At 67.9% G+C, this 26,855-nt stretch carries 28 protein-coding genes; 16 read left to right on the top strand and 12 right to left on the bottom strand.

Annotated features, from left to right (window positions below):
* Positions 1 to 122 precede the first annotated feature (122 nt).
* Positions 123 to 2,252, top strand: a complete 2,130-nt coding sequence (locus KF708C_RS16945; protein WP_082079615.1) for a TonB-dependent receptor family protein — start codon at positions 123 to 125, stop codon at positions 2,250 to 2,252.
* 148 nt (positions 2,253 to 2,400) lie between these two features.
* Here the strand turns inward: KF708C_RS16945 and KF708C_RS16940 are convergent, their stop codons facing one another.
* The 4 genes from KF708C_RS16940 to KF708C_RS16925 form a co-directional block, all read right to left on the bottom strand.
* Positions 2,401 to 3,333, bottom strand: coding sequence for a 3-hydroxyacyl-CoA dehydrogenase (locus KF708C_RS16940; RefSeq protein WP_059412708.1), 933 nt, complete (start codon positions 3,331 to 3,333; stop codon positions 2,401 to 2,403).
* Positions 3,334 to 3,424: 91 nt separating this feature from the next.
* On the bottom strand, positions 3,425 to 4,402 hold the full coding sequence (locus KF708C_RS16935) for a tripartite tricarboxylate transporter substrate binding protein (RefSeq protein ID WP_020206922.1): 978 nt from the start codon (positions 4,400 to 4,402) through the stop codon (positions 3,425 to 3,427).
* Between the two features lie 73 nt (positions 4,403 to 4,475).
* Positions 4,476 to 5,369 (bottom strand): TauD/TfdA dioxygenase family protein, encoded by an 894-nt coding sequence (locus KF708C_RS16930; RefSeq protein WP_059412707.1) that lies wholly within the window; start codon positions 5,367 to 5,369, stop codon positions 4,476 to 4,478.
* Positions 5,370 to 5,514: 145 nt separating this feature from the next.
* Entirely contained in the window at positions 5,515 to 6,330 is an 816-nt protein-coding gene (locus KF708C_RS16925; RefSeq protein WP_020206924.1) for an IclR family transcriptional regulator, read from the bottom strand.
* A 119-nt stretch (positions 6,331 to 6,449) separates the two neighbouring features.
* Between KF708C_RS16925 and KF708C_RS16920 the strand changes: the two genes are divergently transcribed.
* Both KF708C_RS16920 and KF708C_RS16915 read left to right on the top strand, forming a co-directional pair.
* Positions 6,450 to 7,106: a TetR/AcrR family transcriptional regulator gene (locus KF708C_RS16920; protein ID WP_231586520.1), complete on the top strand. Its 657-nt coding sequence runs from the start codon at positions 6,450 to 6,452 to the stop codon at positions 7,104 to 7,106.
* An 82-nt stretch (positions 7,107 to 7,188) separates the two neighbouring features.
* Positions 7,189 to 7,929, top strand: coding sequence for an SDR family oxidoreductase (locus KF708C_RS16915; RefSeq protein WP_059412705.1), 741 nt, complete (start codon positions 7,189 to 7,191; stop codon positions 7,927 to 7,929).
* A gap of 195 nt (positions 7,930 to 8,124) precedes the next feature.
* Here KF708C_RS16915 and KF708C_RS16910 read toward each other — a convergent pair whose 3' ends face one another.
* From KF708C_RS16910 to KF708C_RS16900, 3 genes are all read right to left on the bottom strand, one after another.
* Positions 8,125 to 8,550, bottom strand: a complete 426-nt coding sequence (locus KF708C_RS16910; protein WP_059412704.1) for a DUF5615 family PIN-like protein — start codon at positions 8,548 to 8,550, stop codon at positions 8,125 to 8,127.
* A complete protein-coding gene (locus tag KF708C_RS16905) occupies positions 8,540 to 9,220 on the bottom strand; it encodes a DUF433 domain-containing protein (RefSeq protein ID WP_059412703.1) in 681 nt (226 codons plus the stop codon). Before KF708C_RS16905 ends, KF708C_RS16910 begins: the two co-directional genes overlap by 11 nt.
* 86 nt (positions 9,221 to 9,306) lie before the next feature.
* Complete coding sequence (locus KF708C_RS16900) at positions 9,307 to 10,251, bottom strand: LysR substrate-binding domain-containing protein (RefSeq protein ID WP_059412702.1); 945 nt, start codon at positions 10,249 to 10,251, stop codon at positions 9,307 to 9,309.
* Between the two features lie 301 nt (positions 10,252 to 10,552).
* On the opposite strand from KF708C_RS16900, the gene KF708C_RS16895 reads away from it, so the two are divergent.
* The 3 genes from KF708C_RS16895 to KF708C_RS16885 all read left to right on the top strand — a co-directional run bounded on the left by KF708C_RS16895 (position 10,553) and on the right by KF708C_RS16885 (position 13,289).
* Entirely contained in the window at positions 10,553 to 11,575 is a 1,023-nt protein-coding gene (locus tag KF708C_RS16895; RefSeq protein WP_059412701.1) for an aldo/keto reductase, read from the top strand.
* A gap of 16 nt (positions 11,576 to 11,591) precedes the next feature.
* Positions 11,592 to 12,029, top strand: coding sequence for an SRPBCC family protein (locus KF708C_RS16890; RefSeq protein ID WP_020206681.1), 438 nt, complete (start codon positions 11,592 to 11,594; stop codon positions 12,027 to 12,029).
* A 192-nt stretch (positions 12,030 to 12,221) separates the two neighbouring features.
* Positions 12,222 to 13,289: an MBL fold metallo-hydrolase gene (locus KF708C_RS16885; RefSeq protein ID WP_059412700.1), complete on the top strand. Its 1,068-nt coding sequence runs from the start codon at positions 12,222 to 12,224 to the stop codon at positions 13,287 to 13,289.
* 19 nt (positions 13,290 to 13,308) lie between these two features.
* Here the strand turns inward: KF708C_RS16885 and KF708C_RS16880 are convergent, their stop codons facing one another.
* Positions 13,309 to 14,019 carry a helix-turn-helix transcriptional regulator gene (locus tag KF708C_RS16880; protein WP_059412699.1) on the bottom strand — a complete coding sequence of 237 codons (711 nt, stop codon included), beginning with the start codon at positions 14,017 to 14,019 and terminating at the stop codon, positions 13,309 to 13,311.
* Positions 14,020 to 14,370: 351 nt separating this feature from the next.
* On the opposite strand from KF708C_RS16880, the gene KF708C_RS16875 reads away from it, so the two are divergent.
* From KF708C_RS16875 to KF708C_RS36700, 5 genes are all read left to right on the top strand, one after another.
* Positions 14,371 to 14,655 carry a DUF1488 domain-containing protein gene (locus tag KF708C_RS16875; protein ID WP_059412698.1) on the top strand — a complete coding sequence of 95 codons (285 nt, stop codon included), beginning with the start codon at positions 14,371 to 14,373 and terminating at the stop codon, positions 14,653 to 14,655.
* Positions 14,656 to 14,831: 176 nt separating this feature from the next.
* Complete coding sequence (locus KF708C_RS35745; protein WP_020206677.1) at positions 14,832 to 15,008, top strand: hypothetical protein; 177 nt, start codon at positions 14,832 to 14,834, stop codon at positions 15,006 to 15,008.
* 135 nt (positions 15,009 to 15,143) lie between these two features.
* Positions 15,144 to 16,391, top strand: a complete 1,248-nt coding sequence (locus KF708C_RS16870) for a zinc-binding metallopeptidase family protein (protein ID WP_059412697.1) — start codon at positions 15,144 to 15,146, stop codon at positions 16,389 to 16,391.
* Between the two features lie 161 nt (positions 16,392 to 16,552).
* On the top strand, positions 16,553 to 17,365 hold the full coding sequence (locus KF708C_RS16865; RefSeq protein ID WP_059412696.1) for a dioxygenase family protein: 813 nt from the start codon (positions 16,553 to 16,555) through the stop codon (positions 17,363 to 17,365).
* Between the two features lie 104 nt (positions 17,366 to 17,469).
* Positions 17,470 to 17,910 (top strand): rubredoxin, encoded by a 441-nt coding sequence (locus KF708C_RS36700; protein WP_082079613.1) that lies wholly within the window; start codon positions 17,470 to 17,472, stop codon positions 17,908 to 17,910.
* 106 nt (positions 17,911 to 18,016) lie between these two features.
* Here KF708C_RS36700 and KF708C_RS16855 read toward each other — a convergent pair whose 3' ends face one another.
* Entirely contained in the window at positions 18,017 to 18,280 is a 264-nt protein-coding gene (locus KF708C_RS16855) for a hypothetical protein (RefSeq protein ID WP_059412695.1), read from the bottom strand.
* 535 nt (positions 18,281 to 18,815) lie between these two features.
* Between KF708C_RS16855 and fliD the strand changes: the two genes are divergently transcribed.
* Positions 18,816 to 20,249, top strand: coding sequence for a flagellar filament capping protein FliD (fliD, locus tag KF708C_RS16850; RefSeq protein ID WP_020206672.1), 1,434 nt, complete (start codon positions 18,816 to 18,818; stop codon positions 20,247 to 20,249).
* Between the two features lie 221 nt (positions 20,250 to 20,470).
* Positions 20,471 to 22,216: an MBL fold metallo-hydrolase gene (locus KF708C_RS16845; protein ID WP_020206671.1), complete on the top strand. Its 1,746-nt coding sequence runs from the start codon at positions 20,471 to 20,473 to the stop codon at positions 22,214 to 22,216.
* Positions 22,217 to 22,291: 75 nt separating this feature from the next.
* Here the strand turns inward: KF708C_RS16845 and KF708C_RS16840 are convergent, their stop codons facing one another.
* Positions 22,292 to 22,858: a TetR/AcrR family transcriptional regulator gene (locus KF708C_RS16840; RefSeq protein ID WP_020206670.1), complete on the bottom strand. Its 567-nt coding sequence runs from the start codon at positions 22,856 to 22,858 to the stop codon at positions 22,292 to 22,294.
* A 278-nt stretch (positions 22,859 to 23,136) separates the two neighbouring features.
* A complete protein-coding gene (locus tag KF708C_RS16835; RefSeq protein ID WP_059412838.1) occupies positions 23,137 to 23,691 on the bottom strand; it encodes a hypothetical protein in 555 nt (184 codons plus the stop codon).
* A 532-nt stretch (positions 23,692 to 24,223) separates the two neighbouring features.
* Here KF708C_RS16835 and KF708C_RS16830 point away from each other — a divergent pair.
* Entirely contained in the window at positions 24,224 to 24,550 is a 327-nt protein-coding gene (locus KF708C_RS16830; protein WP_020206935.1) for a hypothetical protein, read from the top strand.
* Between the two features lie 185 nt (positions 24,551 to 24,735).
* Here the strand turns inward: KF708C_RS16830 and KF708C_RS16825 are convergent, their stop codons facing one another.
* Positions 24,736 to 25,212, bottom strand: a complete 477-nt coding sequence (locus KF708C_RS16825) for a hypothetical protein (protein ID WP_059412694.1) — start codon at positions 25,210 to 25,212, stop codon at positions 24,736 to 24,738.
* A gap of 116 nt (positions 25,213 to 25,328) precedes the next feature.
* On the opposite strand from KF708C_RS16825, the gene KF708C_RS16820 reads away from it, so the two are divergent.
* Positions 25,329 to 26,198 carry an AraC family transcriptional regulator gene (locus tag KF708C_RS16820; RefSeq protein ID WP_059412693.1) on the top strand — a complete coding sequence of 290 codons (870 nt, stop codon included), beginning with the start codon at positions 25,329 to 25,331 and terminating at the stop codon, positions 26,196 to 26,198.
* Between the two features lie 128 nt (positions 26,199 to 26,326).
* Positions 26,327 to 26,761 (top strand): MarR family winged helix-turn-helix transcriptional regulator, encoded by a 435-nt coding sequence (locus KF708C_RS16815; protein ID WP_020206932.1) that lies wholly within the window; start codon positions 26,327 to 26,329, stop codon positions 26,759 to 26,761.
* Positions 26,762 to 26,855: the final 94 nt, after the last annotated feature.

Here is a 26,855-nt window from a genome sequence, read left to right as displayed (position 1 = left end):
AATTGATTGTTTTTTGTCGCCGAATAAATTTCTATGACTGAATGAAACTAATTATCATTTAGAATGTGCTCCTTCTTTAGCGCCTCTTCAGGCGGGATCAGAGAAAGAAAGGGAGCGTAGTGATGATGGTTGAGAACAGTGTGGCGCAGGCGGCCTCGCGGCGGTTCGCGCGTTGCCTGACGGCGGCGGCGGCGCTTGCGCTGCTGGGGGCGCCCGACGCGCTGCGGGCACAGGAAGCCGGCACACCGGCGCCGGGCGAGGGCGGCAAGGCCGAGGTGACGCTCGACACGGTGCAGGTCACGGGCAACTGGCTCGGCACCGGCCTGGAGAACAGCGTGCGGACCTTCCCGGGCGCGCGCACGGTGGTGGAGGCCGAGTCCATCCAGGAATCGGGCGCGACGAGCATCAGCGACGTCATGCGGCGCATTCCCGGCGTCCAGGCGACCGACAATTCCGGCACGGCGGGCAGCGCCATCTCGCTGAACATCGGCGTGCGCGGCCTGACCGGCCGCTACACGCCGCGCTCGACGGTGCTGCTCGACGGCATCCCGATGGCGGTGGCGCCCTACGGCCAGCCGCAGCTCTCGTTCGTGCCGGTCAGCCTGGAGAACATCGAGTCGATCGACGTGGTGCGCAGCGGCGGCGCGGTGCGCTACGGCCCGCAGAACGTGGGCGGCGTGATCAACTTCACGACGCGGCCGATCCCGACCACGCCGGGCCTGAGCGGCGATGCCTCGGTGCGCCAGAACATCTACACGCAGGGCGGGGGCCTGAACACGCAATACAGCGCCTTCGTCGGCACGCAGCTCGACAGCGGCCTGGGCCTGGCGCTGCTGTATTCCGGCATGACGGGGCGGGAGTGGCGCGCGGGCAGCGACGACAACGTCAACGACCTCGCGCTGAAGTACCGCTACGCGATCAACGGCACCTCGGAGGTGTACGGCAAATTCTCGTACTACGACGTGAAGTCGCGCACGCCGGGCGGCCTGACGGTGGCGCAATACAACGCCAACCCGTTCCAGAACACGCGCCCGACCGACTACTGGAGCGGCAACCGCACGGCGTTCGACATCGGCTACATCAACACCTTGTCGGACGCGCAGGAATTCGAGATCCGCGCCTACTACAACGACAGCTATCGCCAGAGCACGCTGATCAGCGGCGCGCAGCTGTCGCACCAGCCGCGCAACTACCAGACCTTCGGCGTGGAGCCGCGCTACACCCAGCGCATCGGCCTGGGCCCGACCACGCATGACGTGACGGTCGGCTATCGCTACATCCGCGAGCGCGGCGACGACAACAGCTTCAACCAGAGCCTGTCCACCGGCATCAGCGGCCCGACCACCACCTTCGACAATGCCACCGACGCGCACGCGGCGTACATCGACGACCGCATCGCGTTCGGCAACTGGCGCCTCACGCCGGGCCTGCGCTTCGAGCACATCGAATCGACCCGCCAGCAGCGCGGCACCGCGCAGCAGTTCGACACGGTGAACAACAAGCCGCTGCCGTCGGTGAACCTGTCCTACCTGGTCAACCATGCGTGGACGATCTTCACCGACTACAGCACTTCGTTCGGGCCGGTGCAGAACCTGCAGCTCAACTCGCAGACCGCCAGCAATCCGCTGCAGCCGGAAGTGGCGCGCGCCTTCGAGGTCGGCACGCGCTGGCAGGACAGCAAGATCAAGGCCGAGCTGACCGCCTTCAAGATGAAGTTCGACAACCAGATCCTGCAGGTGCCCGGCATCGTGCCGGCCACCTTCCAGAACATCGGCGCGACGCACCACGACGGCGTGGAACTGGCGCTCGACTACACCTTCGACCGCAAGGGCCCGCTGTCCGGCCTGAACGTCTACGCGAACTACACCTACACCAGGGCGATCCAGAAATCGGGCGCGACCTCGGGGCTCGACGTGCCGTTCTACTCGCGCAATACCGACACGCTCGGCGCGCGCTACGCACTGCGCAACTGGACCTTCAACCTGTCCACCACGCACCAGAGTTCGCAGTACTCCGACCTCGCCAACACCGTGGCCGAGTCCGCCGACGGCAGCGTGGGCCGCATCCCGGGCTTCCGCCTGTGGAACATCCAGGCCATGTTCAAGGTGCCGCAGCACAAGAACAGCGAAATCAGCATCGGCCTGAACAACCTGTTCGACAAGCGCTTCTATACGCGCAACGTCGACGGCAACGCCGGCCGCATGGTCGGCGCGCCGCGCATGGTGTACGTGCAGGCGCGCCTGGGGTTCTGAGGGACCTCGGCGCAGGGGCGCCTGCGGGAGCAGGGGCTCCGGCCACCGGGGCATGCTGTCCGGCGCGAGCCTGGCGGATGCCTCGCCCGGCTGGTCCATACAGGCCGTGCTCCGTCCGGCGGGCTCGCCTTGGCGCCCCGGCGGCGGTCTATTCGCTGGGCGCGCCGCGCTTGTGCGCGACCAGTTGCATGAGGCGCAGGTCGCGCCAGGCCTGGCGCGCCGCGCGCTGGTCGGCGGGCAGTTCGGTAAGGCGCTCCTGTTCGAGCTTGCCGATCAGCGCATCGTCCCATTGCCGCGGCGTGGCCTGCTTTGCGATGTCGAGGTAGAGCGGGCCATAGCGCCCGCAATAGTCGCGCAGGCCGCCCGGCGCGTTGAGGTCGATGGTCTCCATCGGCCCCATGAACGACCAGCGCAGGCCGAGTCCGTCCTTGACCGCCTTGTCGATGTCGGCGCCGCTCACATAGCCGTCTTCCACCAGCCGGAACGCTTCGGCGAGCAGGGCGCCTTGAAGGCGGTTGACGATGAAGCCCTGGATCTCGCGCTTCACGATGATCGGCACCTGGCCTGCGCGCGCGTAGATCGCGCTTGCGCGCTCGATCACGTCCGGGTCGGTCCACGGCGCCGGCACCAGTTCGACCAGCGGCACCACGGACGGCGGATTGATCGGATGGCCGACGAAGTAGCGCCGCCGGCCGGCCAGGTCCTCGGTGAAGCTCGACGCCGGAATGCCCGAGGTCGAGCTGGCGATCAGCGTGTCGGGCCCCGCGAGCTTGTCGAGCAGCGCATAGACTTCGCGCTTCGCGGCAACGGTTTCCCGCACGTTTTCCTGCACGAAGTCCGCGCCGCGCATGGCTTCCTCGAGCGACTGCGTGACGCGCACCCGCTCGATCACGGATTCGGGCGCCTCGCCGATCAGGCCGAGCTCGTGCTGCCCGGCCAGCGCGGCCAGGATGGTGCCGCGCGCGGTGGCCACCGCGTCCTTGTCGACGTCGTACAGCGTCACCGTGTGGCCGGCGCGGGCGAACACCGATGCCCAGGCGCAGCCGATCAGGCCGGCGCCAATGATTGCGATTTTTTCCATCGTCGAGTGTTCCTGTTGTTGCGATGTTCCCCAGCGGGAACGATTTGCGGGGGAGGTTGCGCGCCGGCCTGCGCCGCGCCGGCGCGGCGGGTCAGTTCATGGTGATGTGCCCGTCCTTGATGACCTTGCCCCACTTGGCGATCTCGGTATCGACGAACCTGGCCAGCTCCTCCGACGAGCCGCCGCCGGCCTGCGCGCCCTGCTCGACGAGCGCGGCCTTGAGCTCGGGGCTGCGCAGCACGGCGTCGGCATCCTGCTGGATCTTCTTCACGATCGCCGGCGGCGTGCCGGCGGGCGCGAACAGCGCGCTCCAGGTGTAGGCGCTGAAGCCGGGCAGGCCGCTTTCGGCCACGGTCGGCGTGTCGGGCCAGGACGAGTCGCGCTGCTCGGTGCCGATCGCCAGCAGCTTGAGCTTGCGGTTCTTCACCTGCGGCCCGGACGACAGCGCCGCGTCGAACAATATGTGGCAGGTGCCGGCGATGGTGTCGACGATGGCCGGGCCGCTGCCCTTGTAAGGCACGTGCGTGAGCTGGGGCAGGGCGGCCATCGACTTGAAGAGCTCCCCGGCCAGGTGCGAAGGCGACCCCGGGCCGATGGAGCAATAGTTGGCGGTGCTCTTGTTCGCCTTGGCCCAGGCGATGAACGACTTCACGTCGTTGTAGGGCGCGTTGGCCGGCGCCACCATCAGCAGCGGGATCGTCATGCCGCGCACGATGGGCACGAAATCCCTGACCGGGTCGTAGGGCAGTTTTTCGAACAGGCTGACGTTGATCGTATGCGGGCCGTTGCCGTTCATCAGCAGCGTGTAGCCGTCCGGATCGGCGCGGGCCGCGACCTCGGTGCCGATGATGCCCGATGCCCCGCCGCGGTTGTCGACCACGACGGCCTGGCCCCAGCGCTTGGTCAGGCCCTTGGCGAGCAGCCGCGTGAGGATGTCGGTGGAGCCGCCGGCCGGGTAGGGCACCACGATGCGGACCGGCTTGTCCGGATACGGCCCGGCCGCCTGCGCGGCGCCGGCGCCGAGCACAGCGCCGACCAGGCAACTGGCGAGGGCGAATTTGGATTTCATGTTGTCTCCTTCTTGGCCGCTTCTGTCGAGCGTGCCTGTTGTATCTGCTGTCGGACTTTGCCGCGAACGGGGGTCAGGCCGCGGCGCGCTGGGCCCACAATTCCGGCAGGACGTCTTCCAGCCCGTCCGCGAGGGAGGCGGAGATGGTGGTGCGCACGATCGAGCGCGGCAGCGTTCCGCCCCAGGGGCGGCCGCGGTGCATCGTGGCGCGGTTGTCCCACATGATCACGTCGCCCGGGCGCCAGGCGTGCACATAGGTATGGCCGGGTTCGGTGGCGCGCGCGACGAGGCTCTCCAGCAGCGCCGCGCCCTCCTGCGGCGCCATGCCTTCGATGGCGCCCGCGTGCGAGGCGAGGTACAGGGCGCGGCGGCCGTTGACCGGATTGCGCCAGGTCAGGCGGCGGCGCACCGGGGGCAGGGCAGCGTGCTCCTCCGGCGTCATCATGCCGGGATCGATCTTGTTGCGCGAGGTGGCGTAGCTGTGGATGGCGACCGCATCGCGCAGCCGGGACTGCTCCGCGGCGTCCAGGCGCTCCCAGGCGGCGCGCGTGGAGGTGAACTCGGTCTCGCCGCCCTGTTCGGGAATGACGCGGGCCGACAGCACCGAAGCCAGCGCCGGCAGGCGCTTGAACGAGCTGTCGGTATGCCATAGCTGGTTGGCGCGCGCCACGATCATCGCCATGTCCCGCAGCGGCACGACCTGCCCGTCGGGGCCGATGTTGTTCATCCGCGAGTAGAACGTGCCATGCCCGACGGAGCCGACCTTGACCAGCTCGAGCGGGCCGAAGCCACGCGAGAAGGTGGCCTGGATGTCGTCGCTGATCGGCTGGTCGCGCCAGACCAGCAGCGAATGCTCTTCGAACGCGGCGCGTACCGCCGCGAAGGCATCGGCATTCGATACCGCGTCGATCAGGTTGATGCCGCTGATCTCCGCCCCAAACTCTTCGTGCAATTGCTCGATGCGCATGACTTGTCTCCTTTTCTTGTGCGTAGCGGGGCGCCATCGCGGCGCCCGGTTACGTGGCAAAAAGTCTAGCACCGCGCCCTGGGCGGACAGGCGGGAAAGGCGCCTCCCGCCTGCATTTACACATATATGAAAGGAGGGGAAGCGGTCAGCAGGGAGCGGTCTCGGAACGAGCGGTGCCGGCGGGGACTTCCACGCCGCCGGCCGGCCGCGGCGCGGCCGTGTCCAGCGCCGCGATGCCCTCGCGCATTGCGTGTATGACACGCTCCTGGATGGTCTCCAGGCGCTCGACCGGGCCGGAGACGGCCAGCGCGAACAGCCGGCCGAAGCGCCGCTCGGGCAGCACCATGCAGATGCCGCCGGCGCCCGGCTCGAGCGTGTGCTTGTTGAACAGGTAGCCATCGCGGCGGCCCTGCTCGACATGCGCCATCAGCTCGGCGAGCTTCACCTTCCGGGCCGGATCGGGCTCGTGGAAGTTGATGCGGCGCACCAGCTCCTCGATCTCCGCATCGGTGCGCGCGCCCAGCATGATCCAGCCGCTGCCGGAGCGGGCCAGGGGCCGGATCGTGCCGATCGGGACCGAGTACCAGATCGGCAGGCGCGAGGGAATCAGGTAGACGTACTGGACATACAGGTCGCTCTGCGCGCTGAGCGTGATGCACTCGCCGAACGCCTCCGACAACTGCTGCATCAGCCGCAGCACTTCTTCGTTCTGGCCGAAGATGGCCTGCTGAATCCAGTTGCCCAGCGAGGTGATGCGCATGGTGGGCATGTAGGTGCGCGAGAACCGGTCGTAGTCCAGGTAGCCGAGCGCCACGAGGCTCTTGAGCACCGCGGACGCGCTCGACGGCGGATAGCCGAAGCGCTGGGTGAAGTCCTTCAGCGCCATAGGGCGCTGCACGTTTTCAAACGCCTCGAAGATTTCGAAGACGCGTTTCGATGTCTTGATCGGAGATTCGGGCATGGCTGGGGGCTAGGGCACTAGGCGGGCCGATCGGCCTCTTTGGTGTGTTGCCCATGATACGAGCCTTTGGCGCCGGTACGGAACCGAGGGTTGTACTAGGCCGGCATCGCGGACCCGGCATGACAAGCGGTCGATGGGCGTCTTTTCATTTGTTATTGACACATCGATCCATAATCACTATCGTTGCCGTCATGGTGAGACCACGGGAATTCGATCGCGACGCCGCGCTGGCCACGGCAACCAGGCTGTTCTGGGCCAAAGGCTTCGCCGCGACGTCGACCGACGATCTGCTCAAGGCGATGGGCATCGGCCGGCAGAGCATGTACAACGCCTTCGGCGACAAGCGGCAGTTGTACCTGGAAGTCCTGCAGACCTATCAGCAGAACGTGCTGGCGGGGCATCTGAAGCGGCTGAACGCAGCCGCGTCGCCGCTGGACGGCATGCGTGAACTACTTCGCGGGCTCATTGCCGACGACGACGGGCAACGGGCGCTGGGCTGCCTCGGGGTGTGCGCGGTGGGCGAGTTCGGCACCACGGATGCCGAGGTCCTCGACATGGCGCATCGCGTCGCCGTGACACTCGGGGCACGCATCGTGGAGCGGATCCGGGAAGCGCAGGAGATCGGCGAGATCGATCCCGCTGCCGATCCCGCGCAGGCCGCCGCCTTCATCCAGACGACGATGGCCGGCTTGCAGGTTGCCGCCCGCGCCGGCGCCGGCCGGGAAGCACTGCGCACGCTCGCGGAATTCGCTGTTGGCCGCCTCAAGGCGGTTTGAGAATCTGGCGCGCGCCTCGCCAGCGAGGCAGGCGCTTTTTTTTGGTCTGTTATTGACTGATTGATCCATAAAGGAAGGAAAAATGAACCAGGCAAGTGCACAGGCACGCAAGGCAGCACTCGTATTCGGCGGCTCGCGCGGCATCGGCGCGGCAATCGTCGACCGTCTCGCCACGGATGGCTTCGCTGTCGCATTCACCTATGTGTCGAGCGCCGACAAGGCGAAAACCCTCGTCGATCGCATCGCGGAGCAGGGCGGCCAGGCACTCGCGATACAGGCCGACAGCGCCGACCCGGCCGCAATCCGCAACGCCGTCGCGCAGGCGGTGGAGCGATTCGGCGACATCGACGTGACGGTCGTCAACGCGGGCGTCTTCCGCATGGGCACCATCGACGCGGTCAGCCTCGAGGATCTCGACCTGATGCTGAACGTCAACGTCCGCGGCGTGTATCTGTCGATCCAGGCCACAGTGCCGCGTCTGAAGCCCGGCGCGCGCGTGATCACGATCGGCAGCAATGTCGCGCTCCACACCCGCACACCCGGCGCCAGCGTGTATCAGCTAACGAAAACCGCGCTCGCCGGCATGGTCAAGGGCGTCGCGCTCGATCTGGCGCCGCGAGGCATCACCGTCAACAACATCCAGCCCGGCCCCACGGAAACGGACATGACCGCGGGCGCGCTCGACATGCTGGCGGGAATGAACCCGCTGAAACGAGTGGCGAAGCCCGGGGAAATTGCCGGTCTTGTTGCTTATCTTGCGGGGGATGAGGCGGGTTACGTTACCGGGGCAAGCCTGACTATTGATGGGGGTTTTACGCTGTAGCTTTAGCGTGGGGGCGCGGCCGTCGCTTTGCTGCCGGCTTGCGTGGGCGGGTTCGGTGTTGGGGGATGGTGGATTTTGGGTGGGTGCGGCTTTCTTGAGTGCCTGGAAGCTGGGGTTGGTCATGGTGGTTCTGGCATCTGATTTTCGCATAATTAGCCTTATGTAAAATCATGAAGAGACCAAACCAAGATGGACCTAGATATCCCCATCCGGAATCCGATACACCGCAATCGCGACGTCCCCGCTCTCGTCTTCGATGACCTCCAACGCATGGTTGATGAGATCAGGCATGGTTTCAAGTTCCTGAATCGCATATCTGAACAGCTCGCGCTGGCGATCCGTGGTCATCGGGAACGGAGACACCAGGCAAACCAGGCCCGCATGGATGGGTTCCCTGGCGTGAAGGCCTGTCCGTGGCCCTCCGGCCGGGCCGCGAAAGTCCACCGCATTGTGGGTGACGAGCGTGAAGTCCGCAGCCACCGCATGGCGGATCAACTGATGATCTTTCGCGCCCGACCAGCCCCGATCCCTCACGCACGTCGATTCCGGATACCCCGATTCGCGAGCGATTTGCGCGAGTCCTGGCCAAAGGCACTCGTCTATGAGGAATTTAAAGGCCACGCCGGTTCTGTCCGCGGCGGACAACTTTGTGCGACACGAGAGCCGCACCAGCATCGATGTCCGCAATGCGGCGCGGGCGTCCCGGCCGGGGATGGGCCTGGACATAGACACGCGCGTCGTCGATCAAGCGCTCGTTCAGGAACGGATAGGCTTCCTGCAGTTCCGCAATGGTTGCGCCGGCTTCGGTCGCTGCCACGATATGGGCCACCGGCAATCGCGTACCGGCAAAACATGGCGTACCGCTCAGAATCTCGGGATCTTCGACGATGCTCTTTTCCGCTTCCTGGACCCGGCTGGCCCGGTTCAGTGCCGTTTCAACGCATCGGTCCAGTGTCACCGTCAGGAAGTCGTGATGTATCGACCAGTCGAAGTCAGCGTGGAGCACCGTTGTATTCAGGGCCAGAAACGCATCGAAATCGGGGCGGCGTTCCAGGCGCGCGGTCAGGTCCCAGATCACTTGCCGGCGAGCCGAACGAGTAAGTTCATCCTGCGTTTGAAAATAGAAGGAGGCAAAGGCGGCGGTCAGCGGCGCGAAGCGTCGGCCATGATCCCGAAGAAACAAGGCTCGCGGCAGTACATCGGTATCAACCAGCCGGTTGATATCGGTGTCGGTTACGTCGGCCATGAACGCGACATGCGCGGCGGACACGGACTTGCCAGCGGTCAGCATGAGGTGCTCCTTTATTTCCCGCAACAAGAAATCATTCCCTGAGGCGGGAATAGTTTATCTCAAGTCGACAGGGCTCGTTCCATGCCTCAAACCGCAGCAGTCTGCCGCCCTTCCCTCACGGCCATCACCGCCTCGCTCACCCCGCCACTCCCCAGCAACGTCCTCCGGAAACTCTCCACCAGCGGCCGCAGGTTGATCTTGTGCCACGCGGCCCACAGCGGCGTGCGGTAGCTGAACCACGACAGTTCGCGCAGCACCACGCCGGCGGGCGCCTGGTGGCGCAGGCTTTGCTGGATCATGGTCATGCCGAGTCCGGCGGCGACCAGGCCGAGGGCGGCCAGCGGTTCGGTGGCTTCCATCGTGATGTCGGGCGTGAAGCCGGCGCGCGCGCAGGCGGCGACGAAGGTGTCGTGCCGCAGCGCGCTTTCCTTGTGCATCACGCCGATCCACTTCTGCGCGGCGAGGTCTTCGGGCGTGAGGCGTTCCGTGGCGGCCAGCGGATGGCCTTCGGGCAGCGCCAGCAGCATGGGGTCGTTGAGCACCTGGGCGGCGTCGAGGTCGGGGTCGTCGGCCGGCGGCGGCTCGCAGACCAGGGCGATGTCGAGGCTGCGCTGCCGCAGGCCTTCGAGCTGCGCCTCGGACTGCTGGTTGTACAGCGCGATATGCACCGCCGGGCGTTTGCCGCGCAGGTCGCGCAGGGCATTGGGCAGCACGCCGGAGTGCATCGCGTATTCCAGGTAGCCGATGCACAGGCCGCCTTCGTCGCCCTTGCCGAGCCGGCGCGCGAGCGATTCGAGGCGGTTGGCATGGGTCAGGAAGGCGCGCGTCTCGGCCAGGAACGTGCGTCCGTCGGTGGTCAGGCGGATGCGCTGCTGGGAGCGCTCGAACAGCGTCAGACCGAGCTTTTCCTCGAGCTGGGCGATCTGCCGGCTTAGCGGCGACTGCGAAATGTGCAGCCGCTCGGCGGCCCGGCCGACGTGCTCGTCCTCGGCGACGGCAACGAAATAGTGAAGCTGGCGGATGTCTAGCATGTCGGGCTCTCTTCGGATCCGGTCATCGGTCCCAATCAGACCTATAAGACCTGTCAGACCTGTCAGACCTATAAGACCTGTCAGACCTATAAGACCTATAAGACCTATAAGACCTATAAGACCTATAAGACCTATAAGACCTATAAGACCTATAAGACCTATAAGACCTATAAGACCTATAAGACCTATAAGACCTTACGGGACTCAAGTGAGCCATATTCTGTCTTGGACAGACTTAACTTGCAACCCTAGACTTGCCTCACCCAAGTCACTCCTTCACCGGACTTCACTGGAGCAAGTCATGAGCATCAAAGACAAACTGCCTGCCGGCACCCTCCTCGGCTTTGGCACCGCGCCGCTGGGCAACATGTTCCGCGACATTCCCGAGGCCGAGGCCGCCGCCACCGTCGACGCGGCCTGGGACCACGGCATCCGCTATTTCGACACCGCGCCGTTCTACGGTGCCGGCCTGTCGGAGATCCGCCTGGGCCGCGCGCTGGCCCGGCGCAACCGTGACGACTACGTGCTCAGCACCAAGGTCGGCCGCCTGATCCTGGACGAGGTGGAAGACGCCAGCGCCCGCGATCTCGGCGAAAAAGGCGGCCTGTTCGCCACTGGCCGGCCCAACAAGATGGTCAACGATTATTCGGCCGACGCCACGCTGCGCTCGATCGAGGACAGCCTCCGGCGCCTGGGCACGGACCGCCTCGACATCGTCTGGGTGCACGACATCGCCCAGGATTTCTACGGCGACGAATGGCTCGCCAGATTCGAGAGCGCGCGCACCGGCGCGTTCCGCGTGCTGACCCGCCTGCGCGAGGAAGGCGTGATCAAGGCCTGGGGCTTGGGCGTGAACCGCGTCGAGCCGATCGAGCTGACGCTGGACCTGGCCGAGGCGCAGCCCGACGGCTTCCTGCTGGCCGGCCGCTACACGCTGCTGGATCATGCGCGCGCGCTGCAGCGCCTGATGCCGGCGGCGGCCGCGCGCCGGGCCGAGATCGTGGTCGGCGGCCCGTACAGTTCGGGCATCCTGGCCGGCGGCGCGCATTTCGAGTATCAGACGGCGCCCGCGGAAATCGTCGCCAGGGTCGAGCGCATCAAGGCGGTCGCGCGGCGCCACGGCGTCGGCATCAAGGCCGCCGCGCTGCAGTTCTCGCTGGCCAACCCCGCCGTCGCGGCGGTGATCCCCGGCGCGAGCCGACCCGAGCGCATCGCCGAGGACATGGCGGCGCTGGCGGAGACCATCCCGGCGGAGTTCTGGCGCGAGATGCGCGAGCAGAAGCTGGTGGCCGCCGACGCGCCGCTGCCCGGCGATCACGCCTGAGCCCCGGGAGCCCGACATGGCAAGCGCTTCCGCAACCATCACGATCCCGGCTTCGCCCGAGCGGGTCTGGCAACTGATCGGCGGCTTCAACGCGCTGCCCGACTGGCTGCCCTACATCCCGAGCAGCGAGCTATCCGAAGGCGGCCGCGTGCGCCGCCTCGCCACCCCCGGCGGCGACGTCATCGTCGAGCGCCTGCTGGCATTCGACGAGGCGAACCGCAGCTACAGCTACGCGATCCTCGAAGCGCCGTTCCCGGTGACGGGCTACCGCTCCACGCTGCAGGTGCGGCCGGCCGGTGACGGGCAAGGCGCGCGCGTCGACTGGTCCGGCGAGTTCACGCCGGCCGGCGTCGGCGACGCCGAGGCCGAGCGCCTGTTCGAGGGCATCTACCGCGACGGCCTGCAGGCGCTGGCCGCCGCGTTCGCCGGCGGCGGGCCGGGCGCGGCGTCCTGACGGCGGGCGGGCGCCCTCTTCCGCCTCTCGATGTCCGGCCATCACCAGTTCTGGCGATGCCGCGCCGGGCCGCCCACGGCAATAATGGAACAGCCGCATCCCCCACGCCGGCCGCCCGCGACGGGCTGCTGGCGGGCGGCGGGTCCCGCCCAGGGCGTACCGAACCGCAAGTGCCTTCTCCCCGATACGACAATGTGCAACGTCATCAACCCGGCCGCCACCGGCGGCTCGCGCTCCTACGGAGAACTGGTGGAGATCGCGCCCGGCGCGCTGCTGATCGTCGGGCGCATGCGCAACCTCGAAGCCGGCGTCTCTTCCGTCGCCAACACGGTCATGTACAAGTCCGGCACGCGGCTGGTGGTGATCGACGTGGGCGCGACCGCGGGCTTTCGCGCCTATCTGGACGAAGCCGCCCGCCGGCTCCAGCCCTATGACCGGGTCACGCTGATCTCCACGCACGGGCATTGCGACCACACCGGCAACAACGGCTGGATCGACACGCTGGGCGTGCCCGCCGAAGCCTATATGTCCGTGCGCGACCTGGCGATGATGCGCGACCAGATCAACACCTTCGTGCCGATGTTCGACGAGGCCCGGCCGTTCGTGCCGGGCATGCCGGCGGGCCGGGTGCTGGCGGAGAGCGCCATCGGGCAGTTCGGCACGCTCGACGTCGAAACCCGCTCGCTGACGCTGCTGGAATCGCTGCCGTCCGAGGAAATCCGCATCGGCAGCACGTTGTGGAACGGCTGGCGGCTGTTCGGCGGCGAGGTCGTGGCGCTGAAGACCCAGGGCCACACGGTCGGCCACGTGGCCGTGCTGCTGCCGGCCATCGGCCATCTCCATCTTGCCGACGAGACCACCAGCTATTACCAGGCGTTCGGCGGCGGCAGCCCGGAAACCAACCTGCTCACGCTCGAGCGCACCGCGCAGGCGCTCAGGGAAGGCGCGATCCGCTCGCTCACGGACGGGCATTCGTTCGAGTTCTACCCGCGCGAGCAGGCCACGGCCTACCTCGAGCGCCTGGTAGGCAGCGCCCTCGCCTTCGATGCCGCGATCACGCGCATCCTGCGCGAGCACCCCGGCGGCATCCGGGTTCCCGACCTGATGGCGAAGCTGCGCGCCGCGCCCGAGATGGAAGGCGCGCCGATGTCGGCGGAAGCCAACCCGATCCTGCCGGTCATGCAGTTGCTGAACAAGATGAAGGAGCTCGGCGTGCCGGTGCCGGCGGAAGGGGAAGGACTGCTGCGCTTTCCGCGCTGACGGATTTTTCCACCCCGCGCTAGATCAGCATCCCGGCGATCGACTCGAACTGCCGCAGGTTGCTCGCGCCCATCTTGCGCAGGATGCTGCGGATCTGCGTGCGCACGGTGTCGGGCGAGACGTTGCGGTTGCGCGCCACCTGCGCGGCCGTGGCCCCGCCCGCCAGCGCCGCGGCCACGGCGGCCTCGACCCGGGTCAGCCCGAACAATTCGGTCAGCGCGCTCTGGCGGCGCGCGACGGTATCCGCGAGGTCGCGCAGCATGACCACGGCCATGCCTGCCACCGCGCCACTCTCTTCATCCGCAGCCCCGGGCAAGAGCCGCCACGGCACCGGTGTCACCAGCAGTTCGACCGGCGCGGTGGCCTCGCCCCGGACTCCCAGGCGCAGCCGTCCGCCCGCTCCGCCGTGCGCGGCGGTGGCCACCAGCGCGGCCAGGCGGGCGTCCTCGCGCGCGTCGCGCAGGACCAGCCGCACCGGCTGCCCGCCGGCAGCGGGGCCGCCCGCCGCCATGCGCAGGCTGGCCTGTGGCCGCCGCGCCAGCGCGCCGGCCGCTTCGTTGGCGAACACCACGCGCATGGCGTCGTCCACCACCACCACGGCCAGCGGCATCGATTCGAGCGCGGCGAGCCCCGCCAGCGCGCGCTGGCGGTCGGCGGCGGGCCAGCGGTCTTGCGCCGCGGCCGCGTCGTAGATGCCGCCAATCAGTCCCGGCAATGCCTCGTTGGTCATTTCTGCTCCGGCGCGGGCACGAACGCGATCACAAGCATGATCACGCACGATCACAAGCGCGATGAGGCGGGAACGACAGCCGGCACGCGCATGCCGCGCGTGCGGCGGGCGGCATATCGACAGGGCAAGCTTATACCGGGGCCGGTGCAAGTCAAAGGTATCCGCCGGGCAGCGTGCGATGGCGGCGCGGCCCGGAAACTCCCCTTCCTTGATGCCCGTCAGCCAACCGCGCGATTCGCCTTGCGGCCACCGTGGCCCTGCCTAGACTGGCAGCAGGCCGGCGCGGCAGAGCGCCGCGTCGTTGCCGCCGTCCTTGCCGTTTTCTTCGCTTTCTTGCTCCGGGGATCACCCATGTCCGTCAAGCAGGTCCGCTTTCCCAAGGCCACCCCTTCCTACTGCTCGGCCGAACTCTGCCTCGCCTGTCCCGCCTGCGTGGACGGCGCGCCGGCCCGCTACGCGATCACCGCCGAGGCGCTCGAAGACCACTTCGGCGCGCGCTCGCACCGCGAGGGCGACCTGATACAGGCCTTCGAAGGCCACCGCGACGACATCGAAAGCGTGGCCCGGCAATTGTTCGAGATGACGGCGGCCCACAACATCGTGCTGCATAGCGGTCATTTTCGTTTTGCGGTGTAGCGCGGACCGGGGCATTCCCTGGTATCTGCATTGGCTGCAAGGGCGGAGCCGGAACCGCGCTGGCAAGGCGGCCATCCGCCGGCACGGAACTTGCCAGCTTTGATGCAGCCCGGTGCCGCATGCACCGTTGCCGGGCGAGCCACGGTAGACCCCTTTCAAGCATGGAGAGACGCGCCATGAACGATCTGCGCAGGCGGACGGAGACAAGCGGGCGGCCCAGCCCGAGCCAACGCGGTTATGCCGAGCAGCCCGGCGAAGGCCGCAAGACCAGCCAGCCGGGCGAGCGCGACCCGCAGAACGGCCAGCCGGCGGACCGGCTCGGCCAGGGCGCGCGCCACTGCCCACAGCAGTAGCGCGCCCGCCGCCGCGCGGCGTGGGCGCCGCCCGCCGCCGTGCGTGCAGTTGTTACCGGCGGTGTAAATCCGCGCTGCAGATGTGAAAATGGCACGGGCGGCGCGGACGGGCGCGCGCAAAACCACAGGCGAGCCATGAAGACATTCCACTGCGGAAAATGCGGCAACCTCGTGTTCTTCGAGAACGTCTCGTGCGAGCGCTGCAGCGCCCTGCTCGGCTATGTTCCCGAACTCTCGCAGATCTGCGCCTTCGAGCCCGCCGGCGACGGCGTATGGCGCTGCCTGAACGACGAGGCCGCCGGCGCGCTCCACCGGCAATGCCACAACTACGCGGTGCAGGACGTCTGCAACTGGATGATCCCGGCGGACGCCGGCGACACGCTGTGCGCGTCCTGCGAGCTGACCCGCACCACGCCGTTCCTGGCCACGCCGAACAACCGCCTCTACTGGTGGCGGCTGGAGACCGCCAAGCGGCGGGCGCTCTACACGCTGGCGGCGCTGGACTTGCCGGTGGTCTCGCGCGAGGTGGACGCCGAGGGCGGCCTGCAGTTCGATTTCCTCGAGGACGTCGGCGAGGAGCGCGTGATGACCGGCCACGACAACGGCCTGATCACCATGAACATCGCCGAGGCCGACGATGCGCACCGGGAAAAGACGCGCTCGGAGATGAGCGAGCCCTACCGCACGCTGCTGGGCCATTTCCGGCATGAGCTCGGCCATTATTATTTCGACCAGCTGGTGGCCGGCACGCGCTGGATCGAACCGTTCCGCGCGCTGTTCGGCGACGAGCGGGCCGACTACGCCGAGGCGCTGGCGGCGCACTACGAACAGGGCGCGGCGCAGGGCTGGGAGCAGGCCTACGTGAGCGCCTACGCGACCATGCATCCGTGGGAAGACTGGGCCGAGACCTGGGCGCACTACCTGCACATCGTCGATACCGTGGACACCGCCGCCGCGTGCGGGCTGGCGCTCAAGCCGAGCACCGCGGGCGAGCCCGTGCTGACCGACCAGACGCCGGTGGAAGTGTCGAGCTTCGACAGCCTGATGCACCGCTGGTATCCGCTGACCTATGTACTCAACAGCCTGAACCGCAGCCTGGGCCTCGCGGACGGCTATCCGTTCGCGCTGTCGCCCAAGGTGGTGGAGAAGCTGCGTTTCGTGCACGAGGTGGTGGCGGCCGGGCCGCAGCCGAAAATCGTGGAGGCGCCGGTTTCGCCGGAGCCGGCGGAAACCGTGGAAGCGACGGAAGCGACGGAAGCGACGGAAGCGACGGAAGCGGCTGAAATGGTGGAAACGCCTCAAACGCCCGCGGCGGCGGAAATGCCGGCTGCGCAGCCCGCTGCCGGCACGGCCGCGGGCGGTGGCTCGGCCACTCCGTCCTGACCTTCCCGCACCCTCTCCATTTCCCTCGATTGTCCCGGCTGGCGAGACTATATGTCGCGCCAATCCGGGTTTATCGCCTCGTCCGCAGGCAATAAACTCCGCCGTCGACCCCGCCGCCAGATGCGCAAAGCACAGCGGCGCCGGCGTACCGGAGAAACCTCGTGTCAGCCCCCCTCCCCGTTCTGTTCATATCGCACGGCGCGCCCACCTTTGCCGTCGAACCCGGCCTGGCCGGCCCGCAACTCACCGCGCTCGGCCGCGCGCTGCCGCCGCCGGCGGCGGTGCTGGTGGTGTCGCCCCACTGGATGACGCGCGGCGGCGCCGGCGTGGGCACCGCTGAATATCCCGAGACCATCCATGATTTCGGCGGCTTCCCGCCCGCCCTGTACGCGCTGCAATACCCGGCCCCGGGCCATCCCGAACTGGCCCGGCGCGCCGCGGCGCTGCTGGCCGAAGCCGGCTTTGCGGCGCGGGCCGACGCGCAGCGCGGCCTGGACCACGGCGCGTGGGTGCCGCTGCTGCACCTGTACCCGGACGCCCGCGTGCCGGCATTCCAGGTGTCGCTGCCGCAGCCGCTGGACCCCGCCGGCGCGCTCGCGCTCGGCCGCGCGCTGGCGCCGCTGCGCGCGCAAGGCGTGCTGATCGTGGGTTCGGGCAGCCTGACGCACAACCTCCACGAATTCCGCGGCGATGGCGGCGATGCGCCCTACGTGGCCAGGTTCACCGGCTGGGTGCGCGAAGCCGTGCGCAAGGCCATGCAGGACGGCGACATGACGCCGCTGCTCGACTACCGCCGCCAGGCGCCGGACGCCGCCCGCGCCCATCCGACCGAAGAGCACTTCCTGCCGCTGCTGGTGGCCCTCGGCGCGGCCACGGCCGGCGATCCGGTCCAGGTCATCGACGGCGGCATCGTCTACGGCATGCTGTCGATGGAGTCGTATGTGTTCGGCTCGCTGCGAGCCGGGCGGAACTGAACGACAATATCGCCGCCGGCTTCCGGCCGCATCGCCCCGACACCCCTATCCACGCGCGCGCCGCCCGGCGGCGCCGCGCGGATTCCAGCATTCATTCCACAGGCATGTACAAGAAAGGCACCGCAATCGAACTGCAGTTTTCCCCCGCGCGCCTCAACGACGGCGCCGGCGATCCGTACTGGATCGACCTGACCACGGAGGAAGCGCGGCAACTGCTGGCCGTGCTGCAGGACAAGCTCGCCCACCACGGGCAAGGCACGGACGCGCCCGCGATATTCAGTCTCGACGAGCCCGGCGCGGCAACCACGCCGCCATCCGCGCCACCATCCACGCCGTCCGGCGCCAGCGAAGCGCCGCCGCCCGCCGCGCCCGCTGACGAGTTCCGGCAATGGGTTTGCATCATCTGCGGCTGGGTCTACGACGAGGCGGCCGGCCTGCCCGAGGAAGGCATCCCGCCCGGCACGCGCTGGGAAGACATCCCCGACGACTGGCGCTGCCCGCTGTGCGACGTGGGCAAGGAAGACTTCGCGATGGTCGCGTTCTGACGCGCGGCCTGCCTTGCCGGCGGCGGTCCGCCGGATCGCCGCCCTGTCGCGTCTATGGTGATTGCGGCATTTGTGGTGATTATGGTGCTTGTGGCGTTTGTAGTGCCTAGAGCGGATCGACCAGGCTGCGCACCACTTCCGCCAGCCGCGCGGCGCGGGCGCGCCCTTTCTGGTCCAGCCCCAGTGCGCTGCCGGCCGCCAGCGCTTCCAGCGCAAAGGCCGCGTCGGTCATGTCGCGCCACGACGGGTGGTCCGCATGGATGGCGCCCAGCGCGCTGGCGCCCGCGGCCAGCCGCTTGCCGTCCGGCTGCGCCCCGGCCGCGAGGGCTTCCAGCACTTCGGCTGCGTCGAGCAGGCCTTTGCGGTTCATTTGTCTTCTCCCTGGATGGTCCGACTGGAGCCGGCATGCGCTTTTGACTGCATGTTAGAGGACAAAGCAGACATTTTCTGCCCGGTTTTCCCCGGGGGCCGGCCGCCGGCGCCCTTTTTTGAGCGCGAGCAAGCCGGTTTTTCCGCCCTTGTTCCGGCGATTGGCCCGGGCCGCGTGCCTTTACGATCTTGAGCGTGAAGAGTTAAGCACACGGCAGCGGCTTTCCCCCGGTCAACCGCCACCGTGTCGAGCGCTCTTCCGGCAGGTCGCGGACAGGATCGATGCGCGCCTGCGTCATCCTCGACCCGACCGCATCAAGGGCGAGCGACCGCCAGCGGCCGGCACCGGATCACCTGCCTGGCGCCGGCACCCGTCGCAATACGGCGCCTGCCTTGCGGGGCGTCATCATCTGTTCGCCCGGGAACCCCCCCGCGTGCCAGCCATTCCATCTGCGCGCGCCGGGGCTTCCTGAATATCCGGACCGCCAGGGCGGTGCGGCTGATTTTCCCTCCAACGCATTATCAGAGGCTGAAATATGGCAATTTCCTCGATAGGTGTCGGATCGAAACTTGATCTGGGCACTCTGCTAACCAATCTGGAAGAAGCGGAAAAGAAGAAGCTCGATCCGCTCGTCAACCAGCAAACCGTCCACACCAACAAGCTGTCCGCCTACGGGCTGCTGCAAGGCGCGCTGTCCTCGTTCCAGGCCGCCGCCGCCGCGCTCGGCAAGGCAAGCCTGTACAGCAGCACGACCACGTCGTCGAGCAACAAGGACGTGCTGACCGTGTCGGGCGACAAGACCGCCACGGCCGGCAACTACGCGGTCAACGTATCGCAGCTGGCCACCTCGCAGACGCTGGTGTCCAAGGGCGTGGTCGACAGCAAGGGCATGCCGCTGGGCAGCGCCAAGATCAAGATCGAATTCGGCATCACCGAAGCCGGCGTTTTCACGCCCGGCAGCGCCAAGGCGGCCGAGATCAACATCAACGGCACCAACAACACGCTCGAAGGCATCCGCGACGCGGTCAACGCATCGAACTCGGGCGTTACCGCGAGCATCGTCAATGACGGCGGCAGCACGCCCTACCACATCGTGCTGACCTCCAACACCACCGGCGCCAAGTCCAGCATGCGCGTCTCGGTCGCGAGCAACGGCGTGGGTGACCCCAGCATGATCGCCGACCTGATGACCTACGACCCGGCCGGCACCAAGTCGATGACGGAGAACATCAAGGCGGTCGACGCCAAGCTGACCGTCAACGGGCTGGCCATCACGAGCGCGTCCAACACCGTGCAGGAAGCGGTGCCGGGCCTCACGCTGAACCTGCTCAAGACCGGCGACAGTACCGTCATCGCCTCCACCGACACCGGGTCGATGGCCTCGGCCGTGCAGAGTTTCGTCACCGCCTACAACACCCTGCAAAGCACCGCGGCCAAGCTGGCGAGCTTCGACAAGAACACCAAGAGCGCGGGCATCCTGCTCGGCGACGGTGCGCTGCGCTCGATCCAGAACCAGCTCGCCTCGGTGTTCAACAAGCCGCAGGACGCCGCCGGCGACAACAGCCTGGTCAACCTCACGCAGGTCGGCATCACGTTCAAGTCCGACGGCAGCATGGCGCTGGACACGGTCAAGCTGAACAAGGCCCTGACCGCCAACCGCACCGGCGTGGCGCAGCTGTTCAGCGGCACGGACGGCAAGTCCGGCTACGGCAACCAGCTGTCGGCGCTGGCCAAGTCGTTCAACGACCCCAAGGGCACGCTGACCACGGCCTCCGAGGGCGTGCAGGCCAACATGAAGAACCTGGAGAAGACGTACACGAAGGCCCAGGCCGCCATCGACGCCACCATGGCCCGCTACCGCACGCAGTTCCAGCAGCTCGATCTGATCGTGTCCAAGCTGAACTCGACCAGCACCTACCTCACGCAGCAGTTCGCCGCGATGAACAACAGCAGCAGCAACAACAAGTAAGGCTGCAGGCAAGGCCGCAGGCAGGGTCTCATCGATCCCGCCAGACCGCGGCAAGTGCCGCTGCCGCCCCCGTCCGGAGGCGGCGGCAGCACTCCCCCGCCGCGCGCTTCGCGCCTCGCTGCCGCCCGCTGGCATAACCGGGCGATGCCGCTACACTATGGGCCTTCCCCGGGGCCTTCACGTCCCCCGCCACCCGCCAGCACAACGAGACACCGCCAGCCATGAGCGAGCCACAAAAGAGCGGCAGCACGCATTCCGCCTCCCAGCCCCAATCGCAGTCCCAGTCCCAGCCCGCGCGCGCGTCTTCCCTGCGCCACGCCGCCAGCATCCTGGTCGTGCGCGACGGCGCCGCTGGCATGGAAGTCCTGATGGTGCGCCGCGCCGAGCGCAACGACGACCGCAGCAGCGGCGCCTTCGTCTTTCCGGGCGGCACGCTGGACCCGCAGGACAAGGCGCTGCACGCATGGTGCGCGGGGCTCGACGACAGCGCGGCGAGCCAGCGCCTGGGCGTGCCCGACGGCGGCCTCGACTACTACCTGGCGGCGGTGCGCGAATGCTTCGAGGAAGCCGGCCTGCTGTTCGCGGCCGGCGCCGACGGCGCGCTCGCCCCGCTCGACGCGCTGCAGGCGCGCGATGCGCGGCAGCATGGCTGGCTGCGCCAGCCCGCGCGCGGCGGCGGCCCGGGCATGGCGCAGATCTGCGAGCGCCTGGGCGTGCGGCTGGCGGTGGACCGCCTGGCCTACCACAGCCACTGGCTCACGCCGCCGGGCCTGCCCAAGCGCTTCGACACGCGCTTCTTCGTGGCCCTCGCGCCGGCCGGGCAGACCGCCGTGCACGATGGCGAAGAGGCGATGGCCCATGTCTGGGTGCGCCCGGCCGACGCGCTCGATGCCGCCAGCGGCTACAAGATGGTGCCGGTGACGCGCCGCACGCTCGCCTCGATCGCCCGCTTCGAGAGCGCGCAGGCCTGTTTCGACCACGCCGCGCAGTTGCGCGGCATCGCGCGCATCATGCCGCGCCTGGCCCAGGGCGGCGGCGGCCTGCGGCCGGTGCTGCCGAGCGAGCCGGCCTATGCCGAGATCGAGCGGATCGACCCGCACGGCGAAGGCCACGCCCGCTACGAGCTCGCCACCGGGCAGGCCGTGCGCCTGTCGGCGCGCGTGTGGCGCGTGACCGCCGGCAACGGCAACGTGATGACCGGGCCGGGCACCAACACGTATTTCGTCGGCGACCCCGACGAAAACCAGTGGGCCGTGATCGATCCCGGCCCCGACGACGACGCCCATCTTGCCGCCGTGCTGGCCGCGGCGCCCGGCCCGGTGCGCTGGATCCTGGCCACCCACACCCATCTCGACCACTCGCCGGCCACGCCCCGGCTCAAGGCCGCCACCGGCGCGCCGGTGCTGGGCCGCCCGGCGCCGGCCACGCCGCGCCAGGACCAGACCTTCCAGCCGGACCGCATTCTCGAGCACGGCGAACGGCTGGCGCTGGGCAACGGCTGCACCCTGCGCGTGGTGCACACGCCGGGGCATGCCTCCAACCACCTGTGTTTCCTGCTCGAAGAAGAAAAGACGCTGTTTACCGGCGACCATGTGATGCAGGGCTCCACGGTCGTCATCAACCCGCCCGACGGCGACATGCACGCCTACCTGGCATCGCTGGCGGCGCTCCAGCACGAAGACCTGGAATGGCTGGCGCCGGGCCACGGCTTCCTGATGGCCAGGCCGGCCGATGCGATCCGCACGCTGATCCGCCACCGCCTGCAGCGCGAGGCCAAGGTGCTCAACGCGCTGCGCGAGCTTGGCGACAGCGTGATCGAAGTGCTGCTGCTGCGCGTGTACGACGACGTGCCGGAACGCATGCTGCCGGTGGCGCAGCGCTCGCTGCTGGCGCACCTGCACAAGCTCGCCGTGGACGGCGCCGTGGTGGACGATGGCGGGGTGTGGCGCATGGTGGCGCGCCCATGAGCAAAGGCCCCCGGTTTCGGGGGCCTTTCACGATGAGAAGAGACTGTCCGCGTGCCGTGCCGGCGCCGGCCTGCCTTATTTGGTAAGCGAAGCCATCAGCAGCTCGGCCGCGGCTTCCAGCCGCTCCGGCGCGCAGAACAGCCGCGCCACCACCAGCCCGTTCTGCAGCGCGCCGTAGATCACCTGCCCCAGCGCCTTCGGCGACACCGGGTAGACCTTGCCGTACTCCTTCTGGGCACGCTCGATCAGCCCCGTGAGCCAGTCTTCGTTCATGCGGTAGAACGCCTTGAGCTCGGCATGCACGGTCTCGGGCAGGCACAGGGTCTCGGTCGAGAGCATGCCGGCCAGGCAGATCTGGTCGCCGCAGGCCGCGGTGCGCAGAAAGCTCAGGTAGGCCTCCGCCTGCACGTGCGGCGGCAGGCTGGCGTCGATATTGCGGATCCGCTCGGTGATGCGCGCGCTGTATTCCTTGACCGCTTCCAGTACCAGATCGTCCTTGGACGGAAAGTAATAATGGATGCTCGAGGTCTTCACCCCGACCAGCTCGGCAAGGTCACGATAGCTGAAGCCGTTGAAACCGCGGCGGCGGATCAGCACGAGCGTGTGTTCGAGCAGTTGTTCGCGGACGGATTTCGTTTTCATGGCGTGATCTTATCTATCTGCCGGTAGATACTCAAGGCAATTCCACGTGCGGTCGCAAAAAGTCAGGCTGCGCCGCTCACGAGGGCAGCACTTGCGCGACCACCGTGATCAATGAGCCGCTGACCAGGCAAAGCGCTACCCAGCCGGCCAGGATCAGGAAGCTGTCCCGTAGATTCATCATCGACTCCAGTTCGGTGTTATCTGCCTGCCGCGTCGCGGGTCAGGCGCGGTGGCCGGCACTTGCCGGCCACCCGGTACTGCATGCCGCGCTGCCGCGCTCAGGCATTGGCGCCTTCGGTGAAGACGTCGAACTTGCCGGTGCGGGCGCCGTCGGTGAAGGCGTCGCGGTTGCCGCTGCGCGCCGGGGTTGCCGACACGCCGCTGCGGTCCAGGCCGGCGACCAGCGCGCCATCGGTGTACGGGTCGAACTTGCCGGTGCGCGCGCCATCGGTGTACGCATCACGGTTGCCGGTGCGGGCGCCGTCGGTGTAGCCATCGCGGTTGCTGATGCGCGCCGGCGTCGCCGACACGCCGCTGCGGTCAAGACCCGCGACCAGCGCGCCGTCGGTGAACGGGTCGGCCTTGCCGGTGCGGGCGCCATCGGTGTACGCATCACGGTTGCCGGTGCGGGCGCCGTCGGTGTAGCCATCGCGGTTGCTGATGCGCGCGCCGTCGGTGTAGGCGTCGCGGGCATCGGTGCGGAACACGTAGCCGTACTTGTCGCCGGCGAAGCTGCTGTCCTTGGGGCCCGAGGCTTGTGCCTGGCCGGCCACGAAGGCGGCGGCGAGGGTGGCGGCGGTGATGACGGTCTTGGCGATGAGCTTGGCGTTCATGATCTTCTCCATTTCACATTGAGGATCCGCGCTGGGGCGGAATCGAATCGGTAAGGCGCGCTGGAGTCCGGCGTTTTTCTTGCTGTTATCTACTAGTAGATAGATGGCTTGGGCAAAAAAACGGGGAGTCCCCGGGTACTGCGCTGGATCCTCTTTCCTGCTTCAGCGTTCTGGCTGGGGCGGAGCAGCGGCTTCCATGACCCGAATATTATCTACTGGTAGATAGATAGTCAAGGAATTTTCCTAAGAATTTCCTGCTCGTCCTCCGTTGTGCCGCAAAGCGCACGCATTGGCCCACGGTTATCGCGAAACATGCGGCTTTCGCCATATCGCCTGCCGGCAAATGCGCCAGGAGTCGCGTTGCCGTCATGGACCGCGCTGCCGCAACAAGCACTTACAAGGTTTTCCTACGGACTCCCCGATTTCACTCCTAGGATTTATCTGTGCGAAACGCAGCATACGCCCGGGCGTCCCACGGCCTGCCGCCGGGGGAAATTCCGCAAGCGCCTTGTCACTACTACCGGAGCAAACGATGCGCAAAGTTCTCACCCTGACCTTACTTGTCGCCGCCGCTGCCGTGGCCTCGGGCGCAAGCTATGGCCAGCAAAAGAAGCCCGACCCCTATACCGACGGCGCCAAGTCCGGCGCGCGCGATCCCTATACCGATGGCGCCAAGTCGGGCAAGTTCGATCCCTATACGGACGGCGCCAAGAAGTCGACCCGCACGGACCTGAACGCGACCCAGACCAAGGCCGATCCCTACACCGACGGTGCCAAGTCCGGCACGCGCGACCCCTACACCGACGGCGCCAAGTCGGGTACGCGCGACCCCTATACGGACGGCGCCAAGTCGCAGTAAGCCGTAAGCCTTAAGCGCATGACGGCGGCCGCCCGGCCGCCGGCGGTTTTCCCCGGCGGCCGGGCTTCCTCTTTTCCGCTTCCGCCCTGCTTCCCCGCTGCTTCTCCGCTGCCGCCCTGCGCCGGCGGCGCGTTGCCGTGTCCGCGCTCTGCCGGCGCGGCGGCAACAGCGTGGCGCCGGCGCGGTCACTGCGCGATGCTGTCCCTCGCCCCTTCTCGCGCCCCTTCTCGCGCCATCTGCGCCGCCTCGGCCCGCAGGACCTGCTCGCCGCGCGCCAGCGCCTCGTCCATGCCGGCGGTCAGCGCCACCGGCACGCCGAACGCCTTGACCGCCAGTGCCGCCAGCGCGGACAGCCCGGCGCGCTTGGCCGCATCCGGCTCGACGTAGACCAGCAGTCGGCAGCGCCGCACCAGCGGCTCCCGGTTGTGCTTCAGCCACAAGGCGCGCAGGCGCCGGTCCTCGTGCCGCTCCGCGTCCGCCTGCGGGCCCATGACGATGACGAACGGATGCGCCTGCCGCACCAGCGTGGTCATCTCCTCGCACCACTGGCCGGCGTAGCCGGGCACCAGCGTCTCGGGCCGGCCGAGCACCAGCGGGAAGGCGGAAACGTCGTGGATGAAGAAATTCGCGGATTCGCGGAAAGCGGAAACCTGGTCTTGCATGTCTGTTCTCCTGCGGCGCGGGATCAATGCATCGGGATGCGCCTGGGGAAGCAGTATCGCGGCGAAGCGCGTAGACTCGATAACGTTACCTGGACTAAAAACAATGCAATCGAGCCATGCCAATCCGCCCGCCTGACCCCGCGGACGACGAAGCCGCGGTGGACGCCGCCACCCGCGACCTGCTGGATACCTTTGCCGACCGCTACGAGCAGCCCGGCGGCCCGGCCCTGATCGCCATGCGGGGCAGCGACCGGGACAGCAACGCATTCCGCCTGGGCACGCGCGAGCTGGGCTGGCACCGGCACCTGCGCGGCCAGTTGTTCTGCATCGACAACGGGCTGGTGCACGTGCGCACGCGCCACGGCTCCTGGCTGCTGCCCGCGCAGCGCGCCGGCTGGATGCCGCCCGGCGAGATGCACCGCATCAGCATCAGCGGGGTGCTGAGCGGCTGGAACGTGTGGGTCGCGCCGTCGGCGGCGCGCGACCTGCCGCCCCTGCCCTGCGTGTTCGGCATCAGCGACGTCATGCGCGCGCTGGTCGGCCGCGCCGCCTCCTGGCCAGCGCCGTTCGCGCTCGACGACGCGCAGCAGCGCATCGTCGCGGTCCTGCTCGACGAGATCGAGCAGGCGCCGCGCGAGCCGCTGCACCTGCCGCTGCCCGTGGACCGGCGCGCGCGCCGCATCAGCGACGCCATCCTGGCGCAGCCCGGCGATCACCGCGGACTGGCCGAATGGGCCGCGTGGGCGGGCGTGTCGCCGCGCACGCTGTCGCGCCTGTTCCAGGGCGAGACCGGGCTGAGCTTCGCCCACTGGCGCCAGCAGGCGCGCCTGACCCACGCGCTCGAGCGGCTGGCGCGCGGCGAGGCGGTGGCGCAGGTGGCCGAAGCGCTGGGCTACGCCACGCCGAGCAATTTCATCGCCATGTTCCGCCGCGCGTTCGGGGACTCGCCCGCGCACTATTTCGCCAGCCGCGGACTGGCGGAATAACTGGTGGAATAGCCGGCGGAACAGGCCTTGCGGCGACCGTTCGCAAGGCCGGCCGTAGATTCTGACCTTGAGGCTATCTGACAAATCAAATAAGATCGGGACATCTGCATGCCAACGCGAGGAACCGGATGAAGCACTACACCAGGGACACCTTCAACCTCACGAAGAGCGTCGGCTTCTACCTCAACAAGGCGCGCAACCTCGTGCTGATGGAAATGGATGCCGCGCTCAAGGAGCTCGACATCACCGCCCAGCAGATGGGCATCCTGCTGTCGTTGTCGCGCGGCACCGCCACCACGCCGTTCGAGCTGAGCAAGCTGCTGGTCATCGATACCGGCCTGATGACGCGCATGCTGGACAAGCTGGAGCAAAAGGGCCTGCTGGCCCGCTCGCGCAGCATCGAGGACCGCCGCGTGGTCAACCTCGAACTCACCGACAAGGGCCGCGTCGTGGCCGAGCGGATTCCCGAGATCGCCCCCGAGGTGCTGAACGCGCGCCTGAAGGATTTCAGCAAGGCGGAGTTCGAGGAACTGCTGCGGCTGCTGGACAAGTTCTCGGCCTGAGCGCGGCGGGCGCGCGGGCGCCGGCGAGCCAATATGCGCGGACATGCGCCGTGCCGGTCCGGCGACGGTTTTCACGACATCGAAGAGACAATCG

This window comes from Cupriavidus basilensis (assembly GCF_000876015.1).
Classification (GTDB): Bacteria; Pseudomonadota; Gammaproteobacteria; order Burkholderiales; family Burkholderiaceae; genus Cupriavidus; species Cupriavidus basilensis_B.
The sequence above is the reverse complement of the archived record's forward strand: the minus strand, read 5'-3'. Positions and strand labels throughout refer to the sequence as shown.

Bases quoted from the DNA above. Each gene is read 5' to 3' on its own strand.
- KF708C_RS16840 (WP_020206670.1), bottom strand. From the start codon at position 22,858: ATGAAAACGAAATCCGTCCGCGAACAACTGCTCGAACACACGCTCGTG.
- KF708C_RS16935 (WP_020206922.1), bottom strand. From the start codon at position 4,402: ATGAAATCCAAATTCGCCCTCGCCAGTTGCCTGGTCGGCGCTGTGCTC.
- KF708C_RS16875 (WP_059412698.1), top strand. From the start codon at position 14,371: ATGTCCGTCAAGCAGGTCCGCTTTCCCAAGGCCACCCCTTCCTACTGC.
- KF708C_RS16940 (WP_059412708.1), bottom strand. From the start codon at position 3,333: ATGGAAAAAATCGCAATCATTGGCGCCGGCCTGATCGGCTGCGCCTGG.
- KF708C_RS16900 (WP_059412702.1), bottom strand. From the start codon at position 10,251: ATGCTAGACATCCGCCAGCTTCACTATTTCGTTGCCGTCGCCGAGGAC.
- fliD (WP_020206672.1), top strand. From the start codon at position 18,816: ATGGCAATTTCCTCGATAGGTGTCGGATCGAAACTTGATCTGGGCACT.
- KF708C_RS16880 (WP_059412699.1), bottom strand. From the start codon at position 14,019: ATGACCAACGAGGCATTGCCGGGACTGATTGGCGGCATCTACGACGCG.
- KF708C_RS16820 (WP_059412693.1), top strand. From the start codon at position 25,329: ATGCCAATCCGCCCGCCTGACCCCGCGGACGACGAAGCCGCGGTGGAC.
- KF708C_RS16905 (WP_059412703.1), bottom strand. From the start codon at position 9,220: ATGCTGACCGCTGGCAAGTCCGTGTCCGCCGCGCATGTCGCGTTCATG.
- KF708C_RS16825 (WP_059412694.1), bottom strand. From the start codon at position 25,212: ATGCAAGACCAGGTTTCCGCTTTCCGCGAATCCGCGAATTTCTTCATC.
- KF708C_RS16830 (WP_020206935.1), top strand. From the start codon at position 24,224: ATGCGCAAAGTTCTCACCCTGACCTTACTTGTCGCCGCCGCTGCCGTG.
- KF708C_RS35745 (WP_020206677.1), top strand. From the start codon at position 14,832: ATGAACGATCTGCGCAGGCGGACGGAGACAAGCGGGCGGCCCAGCCCG.
- KF708C_RS16835 (WP_059412838.1), bottom strand. From the start codon at position 23,691: ATGAACGCCAAGCTCATCGCCAAGACCGTCATCACCGCCGCCACCCTC.
- KF708C_RS16845 (WP_020206671.1), top strand. From the start codon at position 20,471: ATGAGCGAGCCACAAAAGAGCGGCAGCACGCATTCCGCCTCCCAGCCC.
- KF708C_RS16855 (WP_059412695.1), bottom strand. From the start codon at position 18,280: ATGAACCGCAAAGGCCTGCTCGACGCAGCCGAAGTGCTGGAAGCCCTC.
- KF708C_RS16920 (WP_231586520.1), top strand. From the start codon at position 6,450: ATGACAAGCGGTCGATGGGCGTCTTTTCATTTGTTATTGACACATCGA.
- KF708C_RS16930 (WP_059412707.1), bottom strand. From the start codon at position 5,369: ATGCGCATCGAGCAATTGCACGAAGAGTTTGGGGCGGAGATCAGCGGC.
- KF708C_RS16885 (WP_059412700.1), top strand. From the start codon at position 12,222: ATGTGCAACGTCATCAACCCGGCCGCCACCGGCGGCTCGCGCTCCTAC.
- KF708C_RS16815 (WP_020206932.1), top strand. From the start codon at position 26,327: ATGAAGCACTACACCAGGGACACCTTCAACCTCACGAAGAGCGTCGGC.
- KF708C_RS16895 (WP_059412701.1), top strand. From the start codon at position 10,553: ATGAGCATCAAAGACAAACTGCCTGCCGGCACCCTCCTCGGCTTTGGC.
- KF708C_RS16890 (WP_020206681.1), top strand. From the start codon at position 11,592: ATGGCAAGCGCTTCCGCAACCATCACGATCCCGGCTTCGCCCGAGCGG.
- KF708C_RS16945 (WP_082079615.1), top strand. From the start codon at position 123: ATGATGGTTGAGAACAGTGTGGCGCAGGCGGCCTCGCGGCGGTTCGCG.
- KF708C_RS16915 (WP_059412705.1), top strand. From the start codon at position 7,189: ATGAACCAGGCAAGTGCACAGGCACGCAAGGCAGCACTCGTATTCGGC.
- KF708C_RS16925 (WP_020206924.1), bottom strand. From the start codon at position 6,330: ATGCCCGAATCTCCGATCAAGACATCGAAACGCGTCTTCGAAATCTTC.
- KF708C_RS36700 (WP_082079613.1), top strand. From the start codon at position 17,470: ATGTACAAGAAAGGCACCGCAATCGAACTGCAGTTTTCCCCCGCGCGC.
- KF708C_RS16870 (WP_059412697.1), top strand. From the start codon at position 15,144: ATGAAGACATTCCACTGCGGAAAATGCGGCAACCTCGTGTTCTTCGAG.